Origin of the sequence: Frigoribacterium sp. MEB024, from assembly GCF_000878135.1 — a bacterium.
Taxonomy (GTDB): Bacteria; Actinomycetota; Actinomycetes; order Actinomycetales; family Microbacteriaceae; genus Frigoribacterium.
Map to the genome: position 1 here is coordinate 1 of NZ_JXQZ01000046.1, position 23692 is coordinate 23692.

The following is a 23692-nucleotide window of genomic DNA, read 5'->3' on the forward strand; positions in this document are numbered from 1 at the left end:
GTCGGCGGCCGGGGCGCCGGCGGCCGGGGCGCCGGTGGCCCGCACCCCACGTCCCCGCTCGCCGCGACCCTGATCGTCGTCGCCCGCCGCGTCGGCACCGCCCTGCTCACCGTGCTGCTCGCCTCGTTCTTCGTGTTCTTCGCGGTGCAGGCCCTGCCCGGCGACGTCGCGCAGCAGCTGCTCGGCCAGGACGCCACCCCCGACGCCGTCGCCGCCCTGCGCGAGACGCTCGGCCTCGACCAGAACGTCTGGGTGCGCTACGGCCAGTGGCTGGCCGGCGCGGCCCACGGGGACTTCGGCGTCTCGCTCGTCAGCGGCCTGCCGGTCGGCCCCGACCTGCTGATCGCCTTCCGCAACAGCATGCTGATCGCGCTGCCCGCCATGATCGTCGGCGTCACCCTGTCGCTGACCCTCGGCGTCGTCGCCGGGGTGCGCCGCGGCCGCCCGAGCGACCACGCGATCTCGTTGATCAGCCTCGTCGTCATGAGCGTCCCCGAGTTCATGGTCGCCACCGTGCTCGTGCTGCTGTTCGCCATCGCGCTGCCGATCTTCCCGGCGGTCGTGCTGCGCGGTCAGGACGCGACGGTCGCCGAACTGCTACCGAGCATCTGGCTGCCCGTCATCGTGCTGACCCTCGCCATGGCCGCCTACATCGTGCGGACGGCGCGCTCGTCGACGATCGACGTGATGGCGAGCGAGTTCGTCACGACGGCCGAGCTCAAGGGCCTGTCGACGCGCCAGGTGGTCTGGCGCCACGCCGTGCCGAGCGCCCTGCTGCCGACGCTCAACGTCGTCGCGCTGAACGTCGCCTGGCTGCTCGGCGGCGTCGTGGTCGTCGAGAACGTCTTCAACTACCCGGGCATGGGCAAGCTCATGCTCGAGTCCGTCTTCAACCGCGACCTGCCGACGATCCAGGCGATCGCGGTCGTCAGCGCCCTCGTCTACGTGGTGTGCAACCTCGCCGCCGACCTCATCGCGCTCGCCCTCGACCCGAGGCTGCGCACCCGACGGAAGGCCCGCTCATGAGCCCCGCACGCGACCGGACCCCGCCCGCCGACAACGGCCACGGCGGCACCCGGCTCAGCAGCACCGAGGAGGCGCGGGTCGCCACGACCGCGGACCCCGCCACCCCGGGCGCGCAGGTCGGCGGCCCGGCATCGGCCGGCCCCGAGGCCGCGGGCGGCTGGCCGAGGCGACTGCGCGCGAGCGCGACGTCCCTGACCAGCAGCCTCAGCGCCTCCTCGGCCCTGAGCATCGGGCTCGGTCTGATCGCCCTGCACGTCCTGCTGGCGCTGCTCGCCCCGGTGCTGACCGGCCACGACCCGGTCGCCACCGACTCGGGTGCCGCCCTGACCGGCACGAGCTGGGCGCACTGGCTCGGCACCGACCAGTACGGTCGCGACATCCTGTCGCGCACGCTGAACGGCGGCCGGTACGCACTCGTCGTCACGTTCCTCGCGACGACGATCGCGGTCGGGATCGGCACCGTGCTCGGCTGCGTCACCGCCTACGCCGACAACTGGTTCGACGAGGTCGTCATGCGCATCGTCGACGCGCTGCTCAGCGTGCCGTCGATCCTGGCGCTGCTCGTCGTCGTCACGGTGTTCGACTCGGGCCTCTGGGTGATCGTGCTGGCCGTCACCGTGATCTACGCGCCGGCCGTGACCCGCGTCGTCCGCGGTGCCGCCCGCACCGTGATCACGCAGGACTACGTGACCGCCGCCCGCGCCCGCGGCGAGAAGCCGCTGAGCATCGTGTTCCGCGAGATCGTGCCCAACGTCACCGACGTGGTGCTCGTCGAGTACGCGATGCGCGCCTCCTGGATCGTGCTGCTGATCTCGACCCTGTCGTTCCTCGGGTTCGGGGCCAACCCGCCGACGCCCGACTGGGGGCTCATGGTGCAGGAGAACCGCACCGCCCTCACCGTCGTCCCGTGGGGCACGCTTGCCCCCGTCGTCGCCCTCGCCACGCTCGTCATCGGGCTCAACCTCAGCGCGGACGGGCTCAGCAAGTCGCTTGGCGTCGACCGCGCACAGAAGGGGGCGGTCTCGTGAACGAGCCCCTCACCACCACCGGCACCACCACCACCGCAGGAGGCGCGGGTCGCCCCGTCGACGTCGCCCCCATTCCCGTCGTCCGCGTCGACGACCTCTCCATCTCGTACGCCGCCGGTCGCCGCGAGGTGCCGGTCGTGCGGGGCGTGAGCTTCGAGGTCGGCGCCGGACGAGCCCTCGGCCTGGTCGGCGAGAGCGGCAGCGGCAAGTCGACGGTCGCCCGCACCCTGCTCGCCCACCTGCGTCGCGGGTCGCGGGTCGTGTCGGGCAGCGTCCGCGTCGCCGGCGATGACGTCTTCGCCCTCGACGAGCGGGCGCGACGGGCCCTGCGCGGTGGCACGGCGGCCCTGGTCGCCCAGAACGCCGGCCAGGCGCTCACCCCGTCGATGCGCGTCGGACGCCAGCTGCGCGAGGCGCTCGAGAGCCACGGCCTGCCCAGAGGCGACGACCGCGTGCTCGAACTCGTGCGCCACGTCCGCTTGCCCGACCCCGAGACGATCGTGCGGCGCTACCCGCACCAGCTGTCCGGTGGGCAGCAGCAGCGCGTCGCGATCGCCATGGCCATCGCCGCCCGGCCGAAGCTGCTCGTGCTCGACGAGCCGACCACCGCCCTGGACGTCGTCACGCAGTCGGCCGTGCTCGAACTGATCCGCGACCTGGCGGTCGAGCTCGGCATGGCGATCGTGCTGGTCAGCCACGACCTCGGCGTCGTCTCGACCATGGCCGACGAGATCGCCGTGATGCACGAGGGCCGGATCGTCGAGCACGCGCCGACCGCGTCGCTCTTCGCGGACCCGCAGCACGAGTACACCCGCGAACTGCTCGCGAGCATCCCGCGCGTGCACGCCGCCGCCACCGCACCGCGGTCCGTGGACGGCACCGCGACCGGTCACGGTGTGCAGCACGAGACGCGGCGCGACGAGGCCGACGCCCCCGCCGCACCCGCAGGAGGCGCGGCGCAGGACCCGAGGACGGCACCCGCTGCGGGGCCGGTCGCCATGGCGAGCGACCTCGTCGTCCGGTACGGGCGCGGCCTGCCCGCCGCGGTCGACGGCGTCTCGTTCACCATCGGCCGTCGCGAGACCCTCGCGGTCGTGGGGGAGTCCGGCAGCGGCAAGTCCACGCTCGCCACGGCCCTCGCCGGGCTGATCCCCGCCGAGTCGGGTCGGTTCGCCTTCCACGGAGCCGACGGGGTCGAGAGCGACCTGACGCGGCCCGTCGCCGGGCGCACGGCGACGCTGCGCCGGTCGATCCAGCTGATCTTCCAGAACGCCGACACCTCGCTCAACCCCCGCCGCACCGTCGGCGCCGCGATCGCCCGGCCGCTGAAGCTCTTCACGGGCGAGTCGGGCCCCGAGCGCGTCGCCGAGCTGCTCGTCGAGGTCGGCCTGCCGCCCGAGTTCGCCTCACGCCTGCCGGCGCAGCTCTCGGGCGGCCAGCGTCAGCGCGTCGGCATCGCCCGGGCGCTCGCCGCCGGACCCGAGCTGATCATCGCCGACGAGATCACGACGGCGCTCGACGTCCGCGTGCAGGCCGGCGTGCTCGACCTGCTCGCGGGGCTCCGCGACGAGAAGGGGCTCAGCTGCCTCTTCATCAGCCACGACCTCGCGGTCGTGCGCGGCGTCGCCGACCGGGTCGCCGTCATGACCGGTGGCCGCATCGTCGAGGTCGGCCCGACCGAGCGTGTCTTCCAGGGGCCGAACCACCCGTACACGCGCACCCTGCTCGACGCCACCCTCGACCCGGGCACGACCGAGCTGCCCGACGTGGGCGACGCCCGGCCCCGCTGGCGGGACGCCGACGGCTGGGACGACCACGGCGACGGACACCACGTGAAGCGCTGGGAGGCGATGTGAGCACGAGCGGCACGACCGGCACGGCACCCGGGGGAGACGCACGGGGGGACGGCGAGCGCGACCCGCGCCTCCTCGGCGACCCGCGCCTCCTGCAGGAGCCGGCCCGGGCCGGGGCGGGCCGCACCCTGGGTGCCCCGCGGCCCGACCTCGCCGAGACCCGGCGGCCGGCGTCCGACCGGCCGCGGGGCAGCGGCCCGCTCGAGGTGCAGGTACGGGACGAGTGGGTGCCGATGCCCGACGGGACGCGGCTGCACGCCCGCATCTGGGCCCCGGTGGTCGACGAGCCGGTGCCGGTGCTGCTCGAGTACCTGCCCTACCGGCTCGACGACTGGACGGCCCCGCGCGACAGCGAGCGTCACCCCTGGTACGCCGCGCACGGCTACGCGTCGGTGCGGGTCGACATCCGCGGCACGGGGTCGAGCGACGGCCTGTTCGACGACGAGTACTCGGTGCAGGAGCTCGACGACGGCATCGCGCTGATCGAGTGGCTCGCCACGCAACCCTGGTCGACGGGAGCCGTCGGGGCGTTCGGCATCTCGTGGGGCGGGTTCAACGCGCTGCAACTGGCCGGGCGGGCCCCGTCGGCGCTCAAGGCGATCGTCACCGTCTGCTCGACCGACGACCGGTACGACAACGACGTGCACTACATGGGCGGCGCCGTGCTCGGCATCGACATGGCGTCGTGGGGCGGCACGATGTTCGCCTTCAACTCGCGCCCGCCGCGACCCGAGGTCGTCGGCGCCGACTGGGTCGCCCGCTGGCGCGAACGCCTCGAGCACAACCGACCGATGACGACGACCTGGCTCTCGCACCAGGAACGCGACGACTACTGGCGGCACGGCAGCGTCTGCGAGGACTACTCGTCGATCACGGCGGCCGTGCTCGCCGTGGGGGGCTGGGCCGACCCGTACCGCGACGCCGTGCTGCGGCTGGTCGAGAACGTCGACGCGCCGGTCAAGGGCATCATCGGGCCGTGGTCGCACCAGTACCCCGACCGCGGGCTGGCCCCCGGCCCGGGCATCGGGTTCTTGCAGGAGACCCTGCGCTGGTGGGACCGCTGGCTCCTCGACTGCCCCAACGGCGTCGACGCCGAGCCCGCGCTGCGCGCCTGGATCAACGACTCCGAGCCGCCGGCGACGTACTACGCCGAGCGGACCGGGCGGTGGGTCGCCGCCTCGACCTGGCCGTCGCCCTCGACCGAGGCGCGCATCGTGCCGCTGGACTCGCTGCGCGGCGGGTCGGACGGCCCCGTCGTCGTGCGCTCGCCGCAGAGCACCGGGCTCGACGCGGGGCGGTTCTTCCCGTTCGGCAACGCGACCGACCTGCCGCCCGACCAGCGCGCCGAGGACGGCCGCTCGGTCTGCTTCGACCTGCCGGTCGACGCCACGCTCGACGTGCTGGGCAGCGTCGTGGCCGACCTCGCCCTGACGAGCGACGTGCCCGACGGCACCGTGATCGTGCGCCTGTGCGACGTCGCCCCCGACGGCTCGTCGACGCTCGTCACCCGCGGCGTGCTCAACCTCAACAAGCGGAACGGACGCGACCGCGCCGACGACCCGATGGAGGCGCGGGTCGAGCAGGTCGTGCGCGTCGCTCTGGTCTCGACCGGGCACTCCTTCCCGGCCGGCCACCGCCTCCGGATCGCCGTGTCGAGCGCCTACTGGCCGTGGGTCTGGCCGCACCCGGTCGAGGCGACCCTCACGGTCGACCCCACGCGCAGCAGCGTGACGCTGCCGGTGTGGACGCGCGGGCCCGGTGACGGGTCGGCGGAACGTCCGGTCGACGACGGCGTCGCGTTCGAGGCGCCCGAGCGGGCCGAGCCCCTGGCGATCCGCGCCCTGCCCTCGGCGTCGGACCTGCCGCAGCGCAGCGTGTCGCACGACGTCGGCACCGGCGAGTGGGTGCTCGACGTCGACCCCGGCTACGGCGGTGGCCGTGAGTACCCCGACGGCCTGGTCTTCACCGAGGACAGCCGCGAGACCTACCGCATCGTCGACGGTGACCCCCTGTCGGCGTCGGCCGAGTCGCGCTGGGCGATCGGGCTCGAGAAGCCGACCTGGAAGGCCTGGCTCGAGACGACGTCCCGCGTGACGGCGTCGGCGGAGGCGTTCCGCGTCGAGAACACCGTGCGCGCCTGGGCCCGGGACGGCGGGCCCGAGGCCGAGACGGTCCTCGTCGCCGACCGGACCTTCGACGAGCTCGTGCCGCGGACGTCGGCGTGAGCGGCCCGAGCGGCACGGGCGCGGGCGGCGTCAGCAGCGTGAGCGGCACGGTCGGCACGGGCGGCGCGGGCGGCGCGGGCGTGCGGCAGAAGCCGGTCGTCCGGCGGGCGTCCATCGTCGAGGCGGCCCGCGAGGTGATCGTCCGCGAGGGCATGGGCGCGACCCGTCTGCGCGACATCGCCGCCGCGGCCGGGGTCTCGGTCGGCACCGTGACGTACCACTTCGACGGTGTCGCCGAGATCCTCAACGAGGTCGTCGTCCTCGAGACCGCACGGTTCTACTCGTCGATCATCGAGGCGGTCGACGCCGAGTCCGACCCGGTCGTCGGGGTGCGGATGCTCGTCGAGCCCCTGTTCGCCGACACCGACGCGACCGACGAGCACTGGCGGCTCTGGTCGGACTACTGGACGGCCGTGGCACGCAAGCCCGCGGTCGCCGCCGAGTACGTCGAGCGCATCCGCGTGTGGGAGGCCTGCCTGACCCGCACCCTGCGGCGCGGGGTCGAGCAGGGGCGCTTCGCGACGGCCGACCCGTCGGCGCTCGCCCTCAAGCTCGCGGCCTACAGCGACGGCCTCGCGACCCAGCTCGCCCAGAAGGCCCCCGGCCTGACATCCGCCCTCGCGCTCGACTGGATGTGGACGCTGCTGGAGCACGAGACCGGGGCGTCCTTCCGGGGCTGACCCGCGCCTCCTCGTCCGGAAACGGGCGGGTCCGGCAGAGCCGGGCGTCCGGAGACGCCCGCTTCCACCGAACCCGCCCGCTCGGCACACGCCTGCACCCTCGGGCCCGCGGCCCGCACCCGCCTCACTCGTAGCGGAGCGACTCCACCGGGTCGGCCTTGGCGGCGCGGGCGGCGGGCAGGGTCCCGGCCAGGAACGCGATCACCATCACCACGACGATGATCAGGGCGATCGACACGGGGTCGAACGCGATCAGCGTCAGCCCGGGCAGGTTCGACAGCAACGACCCGGCCAGGGCCGCGCTGACCAGGCTGCCGGCGATCATCGCGACGCCGACGCCGATCGCACTGCCGAGGAACCCGATGAACGCCGCCTCGAGGCTGAACAGGCCGAACACCTTGCCGCTGCCCATGCCCATGGCCTTCATCAGGCCGATCTCACGGGTGCGCTCCTGCACGCTCATCAGCAGCGTGTTGACGATGCCGAAGCTCGCCGCGAGCAGGGCGATGATCGCGAAGGCGTTGAGCACCAGCACGATGCCGTCGATCACCGTCGTGAAGGTGCCCAGCTGGTCGGCGACGGTCGTACCGGTGTAGCCGGCGGAGGCGAGACGCGCCTTGAGGTCGCTCACCTGCCGGTCGGACGCGTCCGCGGCGAACCGCACCGTGGCCTGCGCGTAGCGGTCGACCTGGTCGGCGGGCAGCCCGACGTTCTGCGCGTCGAAGAGGGCCGTGCCGAGAGCGGCGTTCGGAGTGACCGACGCGCCGGCGGGCGAGGCGATGCTCTCCTCCGCGACGCCGACGACGGTCGCGGTGACCGTGTGCTGCGTGCGCGTGGCGTCGGTCACGGCCAGGGTGACGGGCTGACCGACGGCCGCCTCGTCGTCGCGGTACCCCAGGGGACCGACGTACGACGTCGGGACGACCACCTGCAGGTCGGTCGCGTCGTCGTCGGGCTGGTCACCCGCGGTCAGGGTGAGTTGCTGCCCGGGTACGAGGGCGCTCGCCGACACGACGTACTTCGTGCCGCTCCCGCCCTCGACGTAGTCGGTCGAGAGCGACTGGGTCGGCTGCACGTCCAGCACGCCGTCGACCCCCTCGAGGGTCGTCACGTCGTCCGGGGTCAGGGCCACGACGGTCGACCCGGGGGCACCGAACCCGCCGGCGGCGACGGTGTCGGGGTCGTACTCGGTCGGACCCGAGTCACCCACGCTGAGACCCTGCGCGTCGTCGGAGGCCTTCGTGACCGTCATGGTGTCGGACGAGCCGACGGCCGAGACCGTGTCGTCGATGTAGGCGTTGATGCCGGTGCCCAGTCCACTCGTCAGCGTCAGCGTGAACGCGCCGACGAAGATCGCCAGGATGGTCAGGATCGTCCGCGTCTTCGACCGGAACGTGTTCGAGACGGCGGTCAGCAGCAGGTCGGTGGTCTTCACGCGGCCACCTCGGCCTCGTCGTCGACGATCAACCCGTCGCGGATCACGATGCGCCGGTCGCAGCGCGCCGCGAGCTCCTCGTCGTGGGTCACCACGATCAGCGTGATGCCGTTCTCGCGGTTCAACGAGAACAGGATGTCCTCGACGACCGCCCCGGTCGCCGTGTCGAGGTTGCCCGTGGGCTCGTCGGCGAAGATGATGCGCGGGTCGTTCACCAACGCCCGCGCGATCACCGTGCGCTGCTTCTGACCACCCGACAGGTTCAGGGCCTTGTTCTTCGCCTTGTCGGCGAGCTCGAGCTGCTCGAGGGCCGCCAGTCCTCGGCGACGGCGCTCGCCGCGGGGCACGCCCGCGATCTTCATCGGCAGCACGACGTTCTCGAGCACCGACGAGCTCGACGTCAGGAAGAACTGCTGGAACACGAAGCCGAACGTCTTGTTGCGCGTGCGGTTCAGGCGACCGCCCTTGAGCGTGCTCGTGTCGACGCCCTCGAGCTCGACGGTGCCGGTCGTCGGGGCGTCGAGCAGCGCGAGCACGTGCATCAGGGTCGACTTGCCCGAGCCGCTCTTGCCGACGATCGCCACGCTCTCGCCCTCGGCGATGTCGAAGCTCACCCCCTTCAGGGCCTCGAACCGGTTCGGGCCGCGCCCGTACGAACGGTGGACGTCTCGGACCGAGATGATCGGCGCCATGGTGCTCCTGTCGCTGACGGCCCGGTGTCTCCGGGGCCGAGACCCACACTCGCGGGCCGGGCCGCCCGGGGCGTCCCCCCACCGCGGACACCTGCCCGAGCGCCCGTACCGCGACCGCGGTACGCGACGTCGGGCCACAGGGGGACTCGGCCGTGGGCGTTCCAGGGCACGATGGGGTCATGACGACGACGGACGGCAGGAGGCGCGAGCCGCCCTACCCGCGACCTCGCGTCCCCTGGTGGCTGGGCGACACGCTCGCCGCGGTGCTCGTCGTCGGTGCGGCCTTCGCTCCCTTCCCCGTCCCGGGGTTCCGGCCGACCGGCGTGCTGGCCGTCGCGGTCGTCCTCGCCCCCGTCGTGCTGCTGCCGGTCCGTCGTCGACGCCCCGTCCCGGTGCTCGCCGCGATCGTCGGCCTGTTCGGCGTCGCCGCCCTGCTCGGCACGCTCGCACCGGGCGTCGTCCTGGCCACCGGCATCGCCGTCTTCGCCGTGGCCGCGCGGACCCCGCGCCGCCGCACCATCGTCGTGACGGTCGCCACGGTCCTGGCCGTCGCGCTGCTCGGCCTGCTGGGCGTGGGGGGACGCGTCGTCGACCTGCCCGTGGTCCAGTTCACGCTCCTGGTCGCCTTCGCCGCCGCGGCGGGCGACGCCAGCCGCTCCCGACGGGAGTACATCGAGGCCGTCACCGAGCGCGCCGAACGAGCCGAACGCACGCGCGAGGCCGAGGCCTCGCGCCGGGTGGCCGAGGAGCGGCTGCGCATCGCCCGCGACCTGCACGACGCCGTCGCCCACCAGATCTCGGTGATCAGCCTCAACGCGGGCGTGGCGTCGTCGGCGATCGAGACGCGACCCGAGAAGGCGGTGACGGCCCTCGCGACCATCCGCCGCGCCTCCCGGACGGTCCTCGGCGAGATCGGCGACCTGCTCGAGGTGCTGCGCGCCGGGGACTCGGACCGAGCCCCGTCGCCGCAACCGGGCCTCGCGCGACTCGACGAACTCGTGGCCGGGTTCGCCGACGCCGGGCTCGTCGTGGGCACCCGGGTCGAGGGGCCGCTCGCCTCGGTGACGGGCGCGGCCGACCTCGTCGCGTACCGGGTCGTGCAGGAGGGGCTGACGAACGCCGGCAAGCACGGTGCCGAACACCGCGCGCACGTGCTCATCGCCGTCGACGAGCACGAGGTGTCGATCGTCGTGACGAACCCGGTGCCGGTGGTGCGGGTCGAGCCCGACCCGGACGACGTGCGGGGTGGGCACGGGTTGCTCGGGCTGCGCGAACGCGTCGCCTCGGTGCGCGGGGTCGTCGAGACCGGGCCGACGCCGGGCGGCTTCCGACTGGCGGCCGTGTTGCCGGTGTCGCGCGCGGCCGACGGGGCCGGTTCGTCCGGCTCGGCCAGCTCGGCCGGCTCGTCCGGTGGGCTCGGGGGTGTCTCGTGACGACCGTGCTCGTCGTCGACGACCAACCGCTGATCCGTCAGGCCGTCACCGACATCCTCGACGATGAGGACGGGGTCGACGTCGTGGGCGACGCCGTCAACGGTCGTGAGGCGGTGATGCGGGCCTCGTCCCTCAAGCCGGACGTGGTGGTGATGGACATCCGCATGCCCGAGCTCGACGGCATCGGCGCGACGGCCGAGATCTGCGCCGACCCGCTGCTCGCCGGGACGAAGGTGCTGATCCTCACCACGTTCGAGGAGGACGAGTACCTCGTCGCGGCCCTGCGCGCCGGCGCGAGCGGGTTCATCGGCAAGGGCGCGGAGCCCGACGAGATCGTCCGGGCGGTTCGGGCCGTCCACGCGGGGGAGTCGCTGCTGTCACCCGTCGCGACGCGCAGCCTGATCGAGAAGTACGTGCTGCCGGGTAGTGGCGGGGCGGGATCGGTCTCGGGAACGCCGTCGTCAGGGGAGTCGTCGTCGGGAAGCACGCCCTCGCCGGCCGTGCCGCCCGAGCTCGCGCACCTGACCGACCGTGAGCGCGAGGTGCTGCTGCTCGTCGCCCGAGGGCGCGCCAACGCCGAGATCGCCACCGACCTGGTCATCTCGCCGCACACCGCCAAGACCCACGTCAACCGCATCATGACCAAGCTCGACGCCCACGACCGGGCGCAGCTCGTGATCGTGGCCTACGAGACGGGGTTGCTCGCACCCGGTGCCTGACCGGGGGCGCACAGCACGTGGCGGAGGTGCTCGGCGGCCTCGTGGCCGACACGGGCCATGGCCTCGCGGGTCTGGCCCCCGACGTGCGGGGTCAGCACGACGTCGGGTCGACCGCGCAGGGGGTGGTCGGCGGGCAACGGCTCGACCGTGGTGACGTCGAGACCGGCCCCCGCGAGGTGACCGGCGTCGAGCGAGGCGACCAGCGCCTCCTCGTCCACGACGCCGCCGCGCGAGGTGTTGACGACCACCGAACCCGGGCGCATCAGGGCGAGCTCGCGCGCGCCGATCAGGCCGACGGTGGTGGGCGTCAGGGGCACGTGGACGCTCAACGCGTCCGACGCCGCGAGCAAAGCGTCGAGGTCGTGGGGCTCGGCTCCGGCCGCCCGGACGGCATCGTCCGAGAGGTGCGGGTCGTGGGCGACGACGCGCATGCCGAGGCCGTCACGGGCCGCGTCGGCCACGAGCCGCGCGATCCGCCCGAAGCCGAGCAGCCCGAGCGTCGCACCGTGCAACTCGCGCCCCACGAAGGAGGCGCGGGTCGGCACGGTCGCGGAGCCGTCGGCACCCGGGTCCCCGGCCACCGAACCCCCGACCGGCGGGTGAGCGGCACCCGCGCCTCGGCCGCTCGACCACGCCGCTCCGAGCCCGCGCCTCGTCACCATCAGCAACGCGACCGCCAGCTCGGCGACCGACCGGCTGTTCGCGGCCGGGGTCGTGGTGACGGTGATGCCGAGCTCGGCCGCGGTGTGGACGTCGACCGTGTCGAGGCCGACACCGTGCCGCGCGACGATGCGGAGCCGCGGTGCCTCGCGCATCATCGCGCCGTCGACCCGGGCCGTGCGCAGCAGCACGCCCTCGACCTCGGCCGCGACGTCGGACCAGCCCGCGGCGTCGTCCCCCCAGCCGAGCCGCACGTCGGCCCAGGCGCGCAGGGACGTGACCACGTCGTCGTCGATCGGCCGCGGCACCCAGACGACGGGCGCGCGGTCCGCCGCGCCCGCGTCAGTCACGCGGCACCAGCTTCCGGTTCGCCGCTCGGCGGTCGCCTTCTCCGCGCAGCAGGTCGTGCGTCGCCGCCACGACCTCGTCGACCCGGGCGGCCGGCACGATCGCCACCCCGTCGTCGTCCCCGAGCACCCAGTCGCCCGGCGACACCGGCACGCCGCCGACCGCGATCGTCTCGCCGGTGCGGAACGGCCCGGTCTTCCACGGCCCGGCCGGTGTCACGGACCGCGCGAACACCGGCACACCGACGCGTTCGAGCTCGACCACGTCGCGGGCGGCGGCGTCGAGCACGATGCCACCGACGCCGAGGGCCTTGGCCTTCTCGGCCACCAGCTCGCCGATCAGGGCCCGGGTCTCGTCACCGCCACCGTTCACCACGAGGATCTCGCCCCGACGGATTCTCTCGAACGCGGCGTGCAGGCCGGCGTTGTCGCCCGGCCGGGTCCACACGGTGAACGCCGGGCCCGACAGGGCGGCACCACGCCAGAGCGGGCGGACACCGTCTGCGACGCCGAAGCGTTCCATCGCATCCGAGACGGTGGCGACGGGGAGTTCACCGGCCGCGGGCAGCACCGGTCGGAGGGGCCGCGAGGCCGGGGAAGCGGAGGGGGTGCTCATGGTGCTCCTGTCGTTCGGGGGTGCGGGGTCTCTCGGTCGGTGGCGGTGGTGCGGGCGCGGGTGCGGTCGGTCAGTCGAGGGCGGGCGGCAGCCCGGTGCGGGCGAGGTCCGAGGAGGCGCGGCGCAGCTCGTCCGCGAAGCGCGCCACCGCGTCGTCGGTGAAGCGACTCGTCGGCCCACCCAGGGCGAGGGCGACGGGTCGGCCTGGCGGTCGTCCCGGGACCAGGACGGCGACGCCCGAGTTGCCCGGCTCCCGCGTGCCGTGCGACACCGACCAGCCGTCGTGGCGCGCCTGCTCGACCCGGGCCCGCACGGCGTCGCGGTCGACGGGCAGCACCGGCGCCGGCGAGAACGGCGTGGTCGGTCTCGAGCCACCCGTGCCCGGGAGCGCGGTGGCGTCGACGTCGGCGAGGGTGTCGTCGAGTGCCTCGGCGGGCTCGCCGCTCAGCAGCACGGCGCCCGCGGCGCCGATCCAGAGCGGCAGCTCGTCGCCCACCTGGACGACGTGACGGAGGCTGTGCGGGCTGGGCGACTGTGCCACGACGACCCGGGCCACGCTGCGGCGGACGTAGAGGCTGACGGTCTCGCCCGTCACCGCGGCGAGCGCGGCCATGCGGTCGGTGGTGGCGGCCGGCACGGCCCAGGCGCGGGCGGCGAAGGCCCCCCAGTGGATCATCCGCGTGCCCACGCCGACCCGCCCGTCGGGCCCGTGCTGCAGCATGCCCTCGGCGACGAGGGTGTCGACCAGGCGCAGCACGGTCGTGCGGGGCAGGCCCGAGGTCCGCACGAGTTCGGAGAGGGTCTGCGTGCTGCGTTCGGGCGTGAACGCCTGCAGGACGGCCAAGGCCCGGCTGACCGCCCGGACGCCGCCGGGGTCGGCACGGCCCGGCGTCGCGGGGGACACGGGCGTCGGGGACGGTGTCGCTTCAGCTGGTGTCATCGTGTCGACCTCTCGCCGGGGAAGCGTGGCGCCCGGGTGGGGCCGCCCTTGCGGGGACTTCCACGCCGAAGCTACCATCAGGCGGACACAGACATCCACCAGGCGGACATCCTTCGAGGACGGGTCCACCGGTGCGAACCGCTGCAACCATCACAAGGGAGTGATCGTGTGGGCAATCTGATCGACAGGAACAGGCGCAAGGTCGTCACGGGGGCCGTCGGCGTCGTCGCGACCGCGGTGCTCGTCGGCTTCGCGGCCGTCGACGCCGGCGACGGCACCGCGGGCGCCGACCCCCGGGCCAAGCTGACGATGATGGCGCCCGCGGCGCCCGGCGGCGGGTGGGACCTCGCGGCCCGTGAGTCGCAGCAGGCCCTGCGCGCGGCGTCGATCGTCAACAACGTGCAGGTGGTCAACGTGCCCGGCGCCGGCGGCACCATCGGCCTGAGCCAGTTCGTCGGCCTGGGTGCCGACCCCACGAACCTCATGATGACCGGCACGGTCATGGAGGGGGCGATCACGGTCAACGGGTCGGACGTCGACCTCTCGGACACGACGCCCATCGCCAAGTTGGCCGAGGACTACGAGGTCTTCATCGTCCCGGCGGACTCGCCCTACGAGACGATCGACGACTTCGTCGCGGCCTGGAGCGAGGCCCCGCACACCCACCCGATCGGCGGCGGCGGACTCGGCGGGACCGACCACCTGCTCGCCGGCCTGTTCGCCCGCGAGGTCGGTGTCGACCCCGGCGAGATCAACTACGTCTCGTACGCGGGCGGTGGTGAGGTGCTGACCGCCCTGCTCTCGGGCACGGTCGAGATCGGCGTCAGCGGCTACAACGAGTTCAGCGACCAGATCGAGGCCGGCAACCTGCGCGCCCTCGCGCTCTCGGCCGAGGAACCCGTCGACGGTATCGACGCCCCGACCTTCATCGAGCAGGGGATCGACGTGCACCTGCCGAACTGGCGCGGTCTCGTGGCCCCGAAGGACATCACCGACGCCGAGCGCGACGAACTCGTCGCGATCGTCGACGAGATGGTCGCCTCCGACGAATGGCAGGACACCCTGAGGCGCAACTCCTGGGCCCCGGCGGTGGTCACCGGAGAGGACTTCGCCGACTTCATCGCCGAGGACCAGGCCCGGGTGAACACGATCATCGAGGAGCTGGGGCTGTGAGCGGCGTCATCCGGACCGTCTCGGTCACCCGTCGGGCCGTGGTCGTCGCGGACGGGTTCTGGCGCCGACGCACGGGCCTGATCGTGCCCGGGCTCATGCTGGTGATCGGGCTGGCCCTCGTGGTCGGCACGGTGACGATGCGCGTGCCCGACACCGCCACCTCGCCCGGGCCCCAGGTCTTCCCGGCGATCGTGGCGGCCCTCGTGCTCGTCGTGGCCGTGCTGCTCGCGATCGACGTGCTGCGCAGGCCCGAGGCCGCCACGGTCGAGATCGCCCAGCCCGCCGCCCCCGGCGACGTGGACGACCTCGACCTCGACGGCGAACCCGTCGAGCGCCGCCCGACCAGCAACCACCGGGCCCTGCTCGGCGCCCTCGGCACGGTGGTGGTGTTCATCGCCGCCCTCACGCCCCTTGGCTGGCTGCTGGCCGGCGCCGTCCTGTTCTGGGGCATCGCCCGGGCGCTCGGCAGCCAGCGGCCCGTCTTCGACGTCTTCCTGGCACTGGCGATCTCGTCGATCGTGCAGCTCGCCTTCTCGGCCGGACTCGGCCTCAACCTGCCTCCCGGCATCCTCGAGGGGATCTTCTGATGGAATCGCTCGCCAACCTCGGGGACGGGTTCCTCACCGTCCTGACCCCGATCAACATGCTCTGGGTGCTGATCGGCGCCGTGCTCGGCACGGCCGTCGGCGTGCTGCCCGGCCTCGGCTCGGCCATGGCCGTCGCCCTGCTGCTGCCCGTGACCTTCTCGCTCGACCCGATCGGCGCGTTCATCATGTTCGCCGGCGTGCTCTTCGGCGGCCTGTTCGGGGACTCGATCTCGGGCATCCTGATGAACACGCCGGGCAACAGCACGGCGATCGCCGGCACGATCGAGGGCCACAAGATGGCCACGAGCGGGCGCGCCGCACAGGCCCTCGCGACCTCGGCGATCGGTGCCTTCATCGGCGGCATCATCGCGTCGGTGCTGGTCGTGTTCTTCGCTCCACGGCTCGCGGAGCTCGCGACGCTGTTCGGCCCGGCCGAGTACCTCGCCCTGGCGGTGTTCGCCTTCGTGGCGATCTCGGCCGTCGTCACCGAGTCGGTGCTGCGCGGTCTCGCGGCCCTCGGCATCGGGCTGGCGATCTCGGTCGTCGGCATCGACGGCATCTCGGGAGCCTCGCGCTTCACGGCCGGCGTGCCCGAGCTCTTCGACGGCATCGACATCGTCGTGATCACCGTCGGCCTGCTGGCGCTCGGCGAGGTCTTCAGCGTCGCGGCCAAGCGCGGCACACCCGACGAGACGCCGCTCGTGCCCTCGCGCGGTCGACTGTGGCTGTCCCGCCGTGAGTTCCGCCTCGCGGCACCGGCCTGGCTGCGCGGCACGGCGATCGGCATCCCGTTCGGCATCATCCCGGTGGGCGGCGCCGAGGTGCCGACCTTCCTCGCCTACGGCACCGAACGCCGACTCGACGCCCGCCGCAAGGACTCGATGTTCGGTCGCGGTGCCATCCAGGGCGTCGCCGGCCCCGAGGCCGCCGGCAACGCCACGGCCGGTACGGCGATGGGCGCGCTGCTCGCGCTCGGCCTGCCGACCTCGGCCACGGCGGCCATCCTGCTCGCCGCGTTCCGCCAGTACGGGCTGCAGCCCGGGCCGCTGCTGTTCGAGCGCGCCCCCGACCTCGTCTGGGCACTGCTCGCCAGCTTCTTCGTGGGCATGGTCGTGCTGCTGATCCTCAACCTGCCGTTCGCGCCGCTCTGGGCCAAGCTGCTCAAGGTGCCGCGCCACTACCTGTACGCGGGCATCTCGGTCTTCGCCATGCTCGGCGTCTACGCGACGAGCGCGAAGATCCTCGACCTCGTGCTCGTCACGGTGATCGGGCTGATCGGGTTCCTCATGCGCCGCTACGGACTGCCGGTCGCACCGATGCTCATCGCGATCATCCTCGGACCGCTCGCCGAGACCGAGTTCCGGCGGGCGATGGCCGTCAGCGAGAGCGACCCCGCCATCCTCGTGTCGAGCCCGATCTCGGTGACCCTCTACGTCGTGCTCCTGCTCGCCGTCGCCGGCGCCGCCTTCCAGAAGATCCGCAGCCGCAGGACCGTCGCCCAGGCGATCGCCGACCGCCAGAGAGAGACCGTGTGACCCAGCCCCACGACCCCGCCCACGACCGCCCCCGACCGCTCGACGGCGTCCGCGTCCTCGACATGACCAACGTGCTCGCCGGTCCCTACGCGGCGTACCAGCTCGCCCTGCTCGGGGCCGACGTGATCAAGGTCGAGACGCCGCACGGGGGTGACCTCGCCCGCCAACTGGGGGCGTCCGCAGAACTGAACCAGCGCCTTCTCGGCATCTCGTTCCTGGCGCAGAACGCGCAGAAGCGGTCGCTGACGGTCGATCTGAAGAAGCCGGGCGGGGCCGAGGTGCTGCGGCGGGCGGTGGCCGAGGCCGACGTGCTGCTCGAGAACTTCCGACCCGGGGTGCTCGAGCGGCTCGGCTTCGGCTGGGACGTGCTGCGGGGGATCAACCCGCGCCTCGTCTACGCGGCGATCTCGGGGTTCGGGCAGACCGGCCCGCTGCGCGGCAAGCCCGCGTACGACCAGATCATCCAGGGCAGCTCCGGCATGATGAGCGTCACCGGCACGCCCGAGACGGCCCCGCTGCGTGCCGGCTACCCGATCGCCGACACGCTCGGCGGGCTGGCGGCGGCGTTCGCGATCTCGTCGGCGCTGCTCGGTCGGGAGCGGACCGGGGTGGGCTCGGTCATCGACGTGTCCATGCTCGAGACCGCGGCGACCGCGATGGGCTGGGTCGTGTCGAACCACCTCGTCGCCGGCACCGACCCGCGGCCGCTCGGCAACGACAACGGCACGGCGGCCCCCTCGGGCACGTTCGCGACCGGTGACGGAGCGCTCAACATCGCGGCCAACAAGCAGGAGCAGTTCGAGTCACTCTGCACGCTGATCGGCCGTGCCGACCTCGCCGTCGACGTCCGGTTCGCCGCCCGTGAGGACCGCAAGACCCACCGCGCCGCGCTCACCCACGAGATCGAGGCGGCGCTGGCCACCCGCGGCGCCGCCGAGTGGGAGGCGCTGCTCAGCGATGCCGGCGTGCCCGCCGCGGCGGTGCTGACCGTGGCCGAGATGCTCGACAGCCCGCAGGTGCGCGACCGCGAACTCGTGCACGAGCTACCCTTCCCGGGCGGCGCGGAGGGCGACGACCCGTTGCGGGTGATGGGACACGGCATCCGCGTCGACGGCGTGCCCGGGGCGCCGACCCTGCCGCCACCGCTGCTCGGGCAGCACACCGACGAGATCCTCGCCGAGCTCGGGTTCGACGCCGGCGAGATCCACGACCTCAGGGAAGGAGGCGCGGTGTGAGCGCCGACGACAGAGCCGACCTCGAGGCCCGCCTCGCGGCGGCGCAGGCCGAGGCCGCTCGGCTCGAGGCACAGATCGCCTCGACCACCGCCTGGTGGTCGACGGGCATCACCAAGATCGAACCCGGCGTCATCGAGCTGCGCGGTTATCCCGTGCAGCAGCTGATCGGCAACCTCGGCTTCGTCGAGACCGTCTGGTTGATGACGCGCGGCGAACGGCCCGAACCCGCGCAGGCCGCGCTGCTCGAGGCCGCCCTCGTCGCGAGCGTCGACCACGGCCCGCAGGCGCCCTCGATCGCCGGCGCGCGCATGGCGATCACCTGCGGGGTCGGCCTGAACTCGGCCGTCGCCAACGGCGTCAACGTGCTGGGCGACACCCACGGAGGCGCGGGTCAACAATGCGTCCAGCTGCTGAACCGTCTGGTCGCCTCGCACCGCGACACCGGTGCGCCGCTCGACGAGCTGGCCGCCGCCGAGGTCGCGGCCCACAAGGCCAGGGGCGAGTTCGTGCCCGGGTTCGGGCACCGCTTCCACCCGCGCGACCCGCGCCGCGACCCGCTGCTGGCTCTCGTCGAGCGAGCGCGCGACGAGGGCGTGGTCGAGGGGTCTCACCTCGACGCGGCCCTCGCCGTCGAAGGCGTGTTGGCGTCCCGGAACGTGCCGATGAACATCGACGGGGTGTCGGCCGTGGTCTACGGCGAACTCGGCATCGAACCCGAACTGGCGCGCGGGCTGTTCGTGCTCTCGCGGTCGGTGGGCATCCTCGCCCACGCCTGGGAGGAACGCGGATCGGGTCAACGCATCAAGGGTCCGCTGCCGAAGGGCTTCCTGGCCGACTACACGGGCCCCGCCACCCGCGACCTCTGAGTCAGGGCCGCCGTTCGATGGACCGCGCCGGTGAGGCCCCGCTCCGGGAACCGGGGGAGTTCGTCGGACACGGGCCGGCGCGGACGCCCGTGTCCGCCGAACTCGCCCGGGAGGTCGCGTCGCCCGCAAGCCAAGGTGAGTCGACGGCGGGTCAGCCGAGCGCGGCGGGGTCGAGGCCGTGCTGCTCGACCTCGATCGCCTGGCGGATCGTCAGCGGGTAGATGCGCGACAGCTCGGGGTTCGACGGGTCGCTCGAGATGTAGGCCACGCTCTCGACGTGCTGCTCGAAGGCGTTGACCTTGTCGCGCGGCGCGCCCACCACGAGCTGGAAGCCCAATGAGGTCAGCGCCGCCAGGGCCCGGCCGGTGTACTCGGCGTCGGCCTTGACGAAACCCTCGTCGAGCACGATCGGCGCGTAGGTCGGCACCCGGTCGGTGCCGTCGCCCAGCCGGAACCGCAGCGCGGCCCCGAGCACGAACGCGATGAGCTCCTGTCCCTCGCCGCCCGACTTGCCGGCGACGCCCTCGTGCACGATCTGCGTGCCGTCGGCCCGGGTCTCGATCGCCCGGAACTGGTAGTGCTCCCGCGCGTCCAGCACCCGGCGGCGCCAGGCGTCACCGACCTTCGACTTCTCCTCGAGGTGGGCGAGGTCGCGGCGGAGCCTCAGGAACCGGCGCTCGACCTCGGACGCGTCCCGCGCCTCCGGGGCTCGTCCGTCCGATGCCCGTGCCTCGGACGCGCCCCCGGCCCCGCCGGTGTGCTCTCGCAGGGTGCGCTTGAACTCGAGCAGGTCGCCGTTCGACACCGGCCGCGGCTCGATGTCGAGCGTCGACCCCTGGCGGAACTCGATCGACCGCAACGCCTGCGAGATCGGGCGGACGCCACGACGGATGACGTGGCCGTCCTCCTCGATCTGGACCAGCAGCGCCCGGAGGCTGTCGCCCACGTCGCTGCCGGCCTTCTCGAGCCAGCGCTGCTTCGCGTGCGGCAGGTCGTCCTCGACGAGCTGCCGGTGGATCGCGCGGACCGACGGCAGGCTCTCGATCGTGGCGTCGATGCCCGCGGTGCGGTCGAGCTCGAGGTAGCGCTCGAAGACGACGACGAGCGTCGACTCGGCGTTCGCCCGGTCGCGGTCGTGCGCGTCGACCTGGGCCCGCAGCTGCGACGCGGCGTCCCGGTGGAGCCGGGCGACGTCGGTCGCCTCGCGCGGTGCCGCGAACGGCAGCGGGGCGAGCAGGGCCCGCTCGTCGTCGGTCAGGGGCTCGGCGTCGGCGGCGTCCGCGAACTCGTCCTCGATGTCGACGAGCGTCGCGTGCTTCTCGTCGAGCTGCGCCAGCACCTGGTCGATCTCGGCCAGGCGGCGCGTCGCGACGGAGCGGTCGTCGTCGTGCTGCGTCGCCTCGGCCTGCAACGTCGCGAGCTCGGGACGCTCGACCGCGATGCGGTCGAGCTGGGCGCGCAGGTCGTCGAGTCGCGTCTGGGCGGGCGCGGTGTCGAGCTCGTCCCAGGTGAACTCCTTCGACCGGGCGACGGCGTCGGCGACCCGGCGGCGGTCGGCCGCCTCGGCCTCGATCGCGTCGTACTCGCCGCGGACCCGGGCCAGCACGGCCTCGAGGTCGACGATCTCGTCGCCGAGCTCGGCGATGCGCGCGGCGTTGTCGAGGCCGATCCACGAGCGGGTCGTCCGGTCGTCCTTGATCACACGGTCGCGCGACCCGGTGCGGAGGCCCCGTCGCGTGACGGCGCCGCGGGTGCCGGTCGGACGCGGGTCGTCGAGGTCGTCGGGACCCTCGACGCAGAGCACACTCCGGTCGCCGACGAGCTCGTCGTGCAGCCAGCCGCGGAACGGACTGGCCGGGTCGAGCCGCACCATCGCGGGCACGGTGTGGTCGACGGGGGTGAGCGTCGGCTCGGCCCCGGCGGTCGCCGGCACGAGCGTGACGCGTCCGCGCACGTCGTTCTCGTTCACCCAGCGGCGCACGGCGTCGAAGTGCGAGCGGTCGACGAGGAGGTGCGTGGCGAGATCGCCGAGCACCCGCTCGATCGCGACGGCCCACCCGGTGTGCTCGGGCGCGACCTCGAACAGCTCGCCGGCGTAGGGCAGGCTCGACACCGGCACGCCCGCCCCCTCGGCGATGCGGCGACGTCGCTCGATCGCGTCGTCGGGCACGTTGCTGCGGCGCTGCTCGAACGACCGCTTCTGCTTCTCGAGGGCGGCGAGGGCGCGCTTCGTCTCGCCGATGCGGGCGGCGAGGTCGCTGCGGGTGTCGGCGGTCGCGGCCCGGGCCGCGGCGTCGTCGGCCGCGAGGCGGTCGGCGCGCTGTCCGAGGGCGGCGAGCTGCTCGTCGTTCCGGGGGAGGGACTCGCCGGTGGACTCCAGGGCGGCGGCGAGCCGGCCACGGGTGCGCTCGACGGCCGCGAGCTCGGCCTCGGCGGCGGCCACGTGCTCGCGGAGCGACTGCGTGGGGTCGCCCCCGAGCTCGCTGATCCGCGCCAGAGCCTGTTCACGGGACCGGAACGCGAGCTGCTCGTCCGCCTGGGCGCGCCTCCGGCGTTCGCCCTGCTCGCGTTTCTCGGTCGTGACGCGGTCGACCTCGCCGCTGACCCAGCTGCCGACGCGTTCGGCCAACCAGACGCGCAGGCGGCTGGGCCCGTCGGCGTCCGCGAGCAGGCGGCGCTTGGCCGTTCCGTCGCGGCCGGCCAGCTCGTAGCGGTCGGCGAGCGTCGGCACGGACTCGAGCACGTCGAGCTTCTTGCGGGTCGTCTCGAACACGTCGTAGAGCGCCGAGGCCTCACGGTAGGTGGCGAGGGTGGTCTCCCACCGGCTCAGCGCCTGCGGCTGCACGAGCACGAACTGCTTGAACAGGTCGTCGATCGAGAACACGCCCTTCGACGCCTGTGCCCGACGCAGCAGGGTCAGGGCCTTCAGCTGCGACTCGTCGCTGCCGCCGATGCCGAGCTGGCCGCAGAGCCGCACCCTCAGCTCGGGCTGTGACGAGGTCGCGAGGTCGGTGGTGGGGTCGAGCAGGCGGGCGAGCGAGCCGCGGGTCAGCGGGTTCTGGCTCGTGCCCTCGCGGGTCACCTCGGACAGGCGGCTGAGGTCGAAGCGGCCCTGCACGAGCAGGTAGACGCTCGCCTGGGTGACGTCGTCCTGGCTCGCGGTGTCCTCGCCGATCCAGGCGACGCGGACGGCCGTGACGGTCTGGCCGAGCTCGGTCGACCAGGTGATCGCCGCACCGCTCGGGAACGCCTGGCCGAGTGGTCGCAGGAACCGCGTCGTGGTGCGGTCGGAGGCGGCGTCGCGCACCTCGTCGGTCTTGCCGCGCGCGTAGCTGTAGACCGTGCGCTCGGACCGCTGGCGGCTGTCGTCGCGGGCGGCCCGGTTGAACTCTTGGGGGTTGGGCATGATGACCGCGGCCATCGCGTCGAGCACGGTCGACTTGCCGCGGCCGGTGGGGCCGAGGATGGCGATGCCGCCGCGCCCCACGGGCATGCGGTGCAGGCCGGCGTAGCTGCCCCAGTTGAGCAGCTGCACCTGCTCGATGCGGTACTGGCCCGAGTGGAACATGCCGAGGTCGGGCGAGGTGTCGGCGATGCTCATGCCTGGGGTGCTTCCGGGTCGGTGTCGGTGTCGGTGTCGAGCGGGGGCTCGAGGTCGAGGTCGAGCGGGACGGCGGTCGGGTCGGGCTCGGGGTCGGGCTCGGGGTCGTCGTCCGCCGGGGCGGCAGGGTCGTCGACGCTGTCGGGGTCGACCTCCGGGTCGGCGACGGTGACGACGTCGACGTCGTCAGCCGGGTCGGCCTCGGTGCTCGGGTCACCGGTCGTGTCGACCGCGTCGTCGTCCTCGCCGGTCTCGTCCCCCTCGACCCCGGCGGCCTCGAGGTACACCCGCTCGAGGTGCGCGAGTCGGTCGGCGGTCATCAGCGGCACGATCGCGGGCGAGACGACGAACAGCTCGGGGTCGTCGGGCTCGGCCGTCAGCAGGTCGCGGGCGACGAGCGCGGCGATCGCGGCGTCGACCCGGCGACGGGCGCGCACCTCGTCGGAGCCCGAGTCGTCGTGGTACCGACCGAGGAACTCGGCCACGGCGTCCTTCGAGATCACGACCGCCTCGTCGAGGCCGTCGGTGAAGGCGTGCTCGCGGCGGGCGAAGACCATCAGCAGCGAGGCGTCGCGCGACAGCGGTTTCTCGCGGCGCAACAGCACGGGGACGTCGTCCTCGCCGCCCTGCCGCTTGAACGCGACCTCGTGGTCGTGGTCGACGACCAGCACCAGGAACAGCTCCTCGAGCCGCGCCCGGATCTCGGGTTCGTGGGCGAGCAGGCCGGCCCAGGCCTCCTGCTGCCGGGCACGGGACACGAACCGATGGGTCAGCAGCGTGACCAGTGCCTTGCGTCCGGCCAGCGGCAGAGCGTCCGGGACGCCGGTCGCCCCGTCGTCGGCGTCGCCGTCGTCGAAGGCGTCGCGGGAGGCGCGCGCCGACTCGTCGCCGGAGGGGGCGATCGCCTCGGCGAAGGAGGCGCGGGTCGCCTCGTCGGCGCCGGTCTCGTCCGAGGGGGCTGCGGGGCTCATGCGGGGTCCTTCGTGGAGGTCGTGCTGGTCGTGAGGGCGGGCTCGGCGGGGGCGGCGGGTGCGGCGTCAG

At 73.6% G+C, this 23692-nt stretch carries 19 protein-coding genes; 12 read left to right on the top strand and 7 right to left on the bottom strand.

Features of this window, described 5'->3' with window-relative positions:
• The first annotated feature begins 111 nt into the window (after positions 1 to 111).
• From SZ60_RS10475 to SZ60_RS10495, 5 genes are all read left to right on the top strand, one after another.
• The gene (locus tag SZ60_RS10475) at positions 112 to 1026 is read left to right on the top strand and encodes an ABC transporter permease (RefSeq protein WP_231567123.1); all 915 of its coding nucleotides are present in this window, start codon (positions 112 to 114) and stop codon (positions 1024 to 1026) included.
• A complete protein-coding gene (locus SZ60_RS10480) occupies positions 1023 to 2054 on the top strand; it encodes an ABC transporter permease (RefSeq protein ID WP_231567118.1) in 1032 nt (343 codons plus the stop codon). Before SZ60_RS10475 ends, SZ60_RS10480 begins: the two co-directional genes overlap by 4 nt.
• Before the next feature lie 71 nt (positions 2055 to 2125).
• Positions 2126 to 3910 carry an ABC transporter ATP-binding protein gene (locus tag SZ60_RS10485; RefSeq protein ID WP_043595774.1) on the top strand — a complete coding sequence of 595 codons (1785 nt, stop codon included), beginning with the start codon at positions 2126 to 2128 and terminating at the stop codon, positions 3908 to 3910.
• Entirely contained in the window at positions 3907 to 6132 is a 2226-nt protein-coding gene (locus SZ60_RS10490) for a CocE/NonD family hydrolase (protein ID WP_231567120.1), read from the top strand. Before SZ60_RS10485 ends, SZ60_RS10490 begins: the two co-directional genes overlap by 4 nt.
• On the top strand, positions 6129 to 6812 hold the full coding sequence (locus tag SZ60_RS10495) for a TetR/AcrR family transcriptional regulator (RefSeq protein ID WP_231567121.1): 684 nt from the start codon (positions 6129 to 6131) through the stop codon (positions 6810 to 6812). The genes SZ60_RS10490 and SZ60_RS10495 overlap by 4 nt, the downstream gene beginning before the upstream one ends.
• 124 nt (positions 6813 to 6936) lie before the next feature.
• Here SZ60_RS10495 and SZ60_RS10500 read toward each other — a convergent pair whose 3' ends face one another.
• Positions 6937 to 8247, bottom strand: coding sequence for an ABC transporter permease (locus SZ60_RS10500; RefSeq protein WP_043595757.1), 1311 nt, complete (start codon positions 8245 to 8247; stop codon positions 6937 to 6939).
• Entirely contained in the window at positions 8244 to 8939 is a 696-nt protein-coding gene (locus SZ60_RS10505) for an ABC transporter ATP-binding protein (protein WP_043595759.1), read from the bottom strand. Before SZ60_RS10505 ends, SZ60_RS10500 begins: the two co-directional genes overlap by 4 nt.
• 179 nt (positions 8940 to 9118) lie before the next feature.
• On the opposite strand from SZ60_RS10505, the gene SZ60_RS10510 reads away from it, so the two are divergent.
• Positions 9119 to 10372, top strand: coding sequence for a sensor histidine kinase (locus SZ60_RS10510; RefSeq protein WP_052505325.1), 1254 nt, complete (start codon positions 9119 to 9121; stop codon positions 10370 to 10372).
• Positions 10369 to 11091 carry a response regulator transcription factor gene (locus SZ60_RS10515; RefSeq protein ID WP_043595760.1) on the top strand — a complete coding sequence of 241 codons (723 nt, stop codon included), beginning with the start codon at positions 10369 to 10371 and terminating at the stop codon, positions 11089 to 11091. The genes SZ60_RS10510 and SZ60_RS10515 overlap by 4 nt, the downstream gene beginning before the upstream one ends.
• Here the strand turns inward: SZ60_RS10515 and SZ60_RS10520 are convergent.
• The 3 genes from SZ60_RS10520 to SZ60_RS10530 all read right to left on the bottom strand — a co-directional run bounded on the left by SZ60_RS10520 (position 11058) and on the right by SZ60_RS10530 (position 13654).
• On the bottom strand, positions 11058 to 12101 hold the full coding sequence (locus SZ60_RS10520) for a hydroxyacid dehydrogenase (protein WP_043595762.1): 1044 nt from the start codon (positions 12099 to 12101) through the stop codon (positions 11058 to 11060). The genes SZ60_RS10515 and SZ60_RS10520 overlap by 34 nt on opposite strands.
• A complete protein-coding gene (locus SZ60_RS10525; protein WP_043595763.1) occupies positions 12094 to 12714 on the bottom strand; it encodes an RraA family protein in 621 nt (206 codons plus the stop codon). The genes SZ60_RS10520 and SZ60_RS10525 overlap by 8 nt, the downstream gene beginning before the upstream one ends.
• A gap of 70 nt (positions 12715 to 12784) precedes the next feature.
• Entirely contained in the window at positions 12785 to 13654 is an 870-nt protein-coding gene (locus SZ60_RS10530; RefSeq protein WP_082060051.1) for an IclR family transcriptional regulator, read from the bottom strand.
• Between the two features lie 168 nt (positions 13655 to 13822).
• Here SZ60_RS10530 and SZ60_RS10535 point away from each other — a divergent pair, with 168 nt between their 5' ends.
• The 5 genes from SZ60_RS10535 to SZ60_RS10555 are packed head-to-tail and all read left to right on the top strand — an operon-like array spanning position 13823 to position 19050.
• Entirely contained in the window at positions 13823 to 14827 is a 1005-nt protein-coding gene (locus SZ60_RS10535; RefSeq protein WP_231567122.1) for a tripartite tricarboxylate transporter substrate binding protein, read from the top strand.
• On the top strand, positions 14824 to 15414 hold the full coding sequence (locus SZ60_RS10540; protein ID WP_197073546.1) for a tripartite tricarboxylate transporter TctB family protein: 591 nt from the start codon (positions 14824 to 14826) through the stop codon (positions 15412 to 15414). The genes SZ60_RS10535 and SZ60_RS10540 overlap by 4 nt, the downstream gene beginning before the upstream one ends.
• On the top strand, positions 15414 to 16949 hold the full coding sequence (locus SZ60_RS10545) for a tripartite tricarboxylate transporter permease (protein WP_043595766.1): 1536 nt from the start codon (positions 15414 to 15416) through the stop codon (positions 16947 to 16949). The genes SZ60_RS10540 and SZ60_RS10545 overlap by 1 nt, the downstream gene beginning before the upstream one ends.
• Positions 16946 to 18184, top strand: a complete 1239-nt coding sequence (locus SZ60_RS10550) for a CaiB/BaiF CoA-transferase family protein (RefSeq protein ID WP_052505326.1) — start codon at positions 16946 to 16948, stop codon at positions 18182 to 18184. The genes SZ60_RS10545 and SZ60_RS10550 overlap by 4 nt, the downstream gene beginning before the upstream one ends.
• Positions 18181 to 19050, top strand: coding sequence for a citryl-CoA lyase (locus SZ60_RS10555; protein WP_082060052.1), 870 nt, complete (start codon positions 18181 to 18183; stop codon positions 19048 to 19050). The genes SZ60_RS10550 and SZ60_RS10555 overlap by 4 nt, the downstream gene beginning before the upstream one ends.
• A gap of 151 nt (positions 19051 to 19201) precedes the next feature.
• On the opposite strand, the gene SZ60_RS10560 is transcribed toward SZ60_RS10555, so the two are convergent.
• Both SZ60_RS10560 and SZ60_RS16550 read right to left on the bottom strand, forming a co-directional pair.
• Complete coding sequence (locus tag SZ60_RS10560; protein ID WP_043595768.1) at positions 19202 to 22651, bottom strand: ATP-binding protein; 3450 nt, start codon at positions 22649 to 22651, stop codon at positions 19202 to 19204.
• Positions 22648 to 23622 carry a DUF4194 domain-containing protein gene (locus tag SZ60_RS16550; protein WP_052505327.1) on the bottom strand — a complete coding sequence of 325 codons (975 nt, stop codon included), beginning with the start codon at positions 23620 to 23622 and terminating at the stop codon, positions 22648 to 22650. Before SZ60_RS16550 ends, SZ60_RS10560 begins: the two co-directional genes overlap by 4 nt.
• Between the last annotated feature and the right edge of the window lie 70 nt (positions 23623 to 23692).

Bases quoted from the DNA above. Each gene is read 5' to 3' on its own strand.
- SZ60_RS10480 (WP_231567118.1), top strand. From the start codon at position 1,023: ATGAGCCCCGCACGCGACCGGACCCCGCCCGCCGACAACGGCCACGGC.
- SZ60_RS10505 (WP_043595759.1), bottom strand. From the start codon at position 8,939: ATGGCGCCGATCATCTCGGTCCGAGACGTCCACCGTTCGTACGGGCGC.
- SZ60_RS10510 (WP_052505325.1), top strand. From the start codon at position 9,119: ATGACGACGACGGACGGCAGGAGGCGCGAGCCGCCCTACCCGCGACCT.
- SZ60_RS10525 (WP_043595763.1), bottom strand. From the start codon at position 12,714: ATGAGCACCCCCTCCGCTTCCCCGGCCTCGCGGCCCCTCCGACCGGTG.
- SZ60_RS10530 (WP_082060051.1), bottom strand. From the start codon at position 13,654: ATGACACCAGCTGAAGCGACACCGTCCCCGACGCCCGTGTCCCCCGCG.
- SZ60_RS10545 (WP_043595766.1), top strand. From the start codon at position 15,414: ATGGAATCGCTCGCCAACCTCGGGGACGGGTTCCTCACCGTCCTGACC.
- SZ60_RS10560 (WP_043595768.1), bottom strand. From the start codon at position 22,651: ATGAGCATCGCCGACACCTCGCCCGACCTCGGCATGTTCCACTCGGGC.
- SZ60_RS16550 (WP_052505327.1), bottom strand. From the start codon at position 23,622: ATGAGCCCCGCAGCCCCCTCGGACGAGACCGGCGCCGACGAGGCGACC.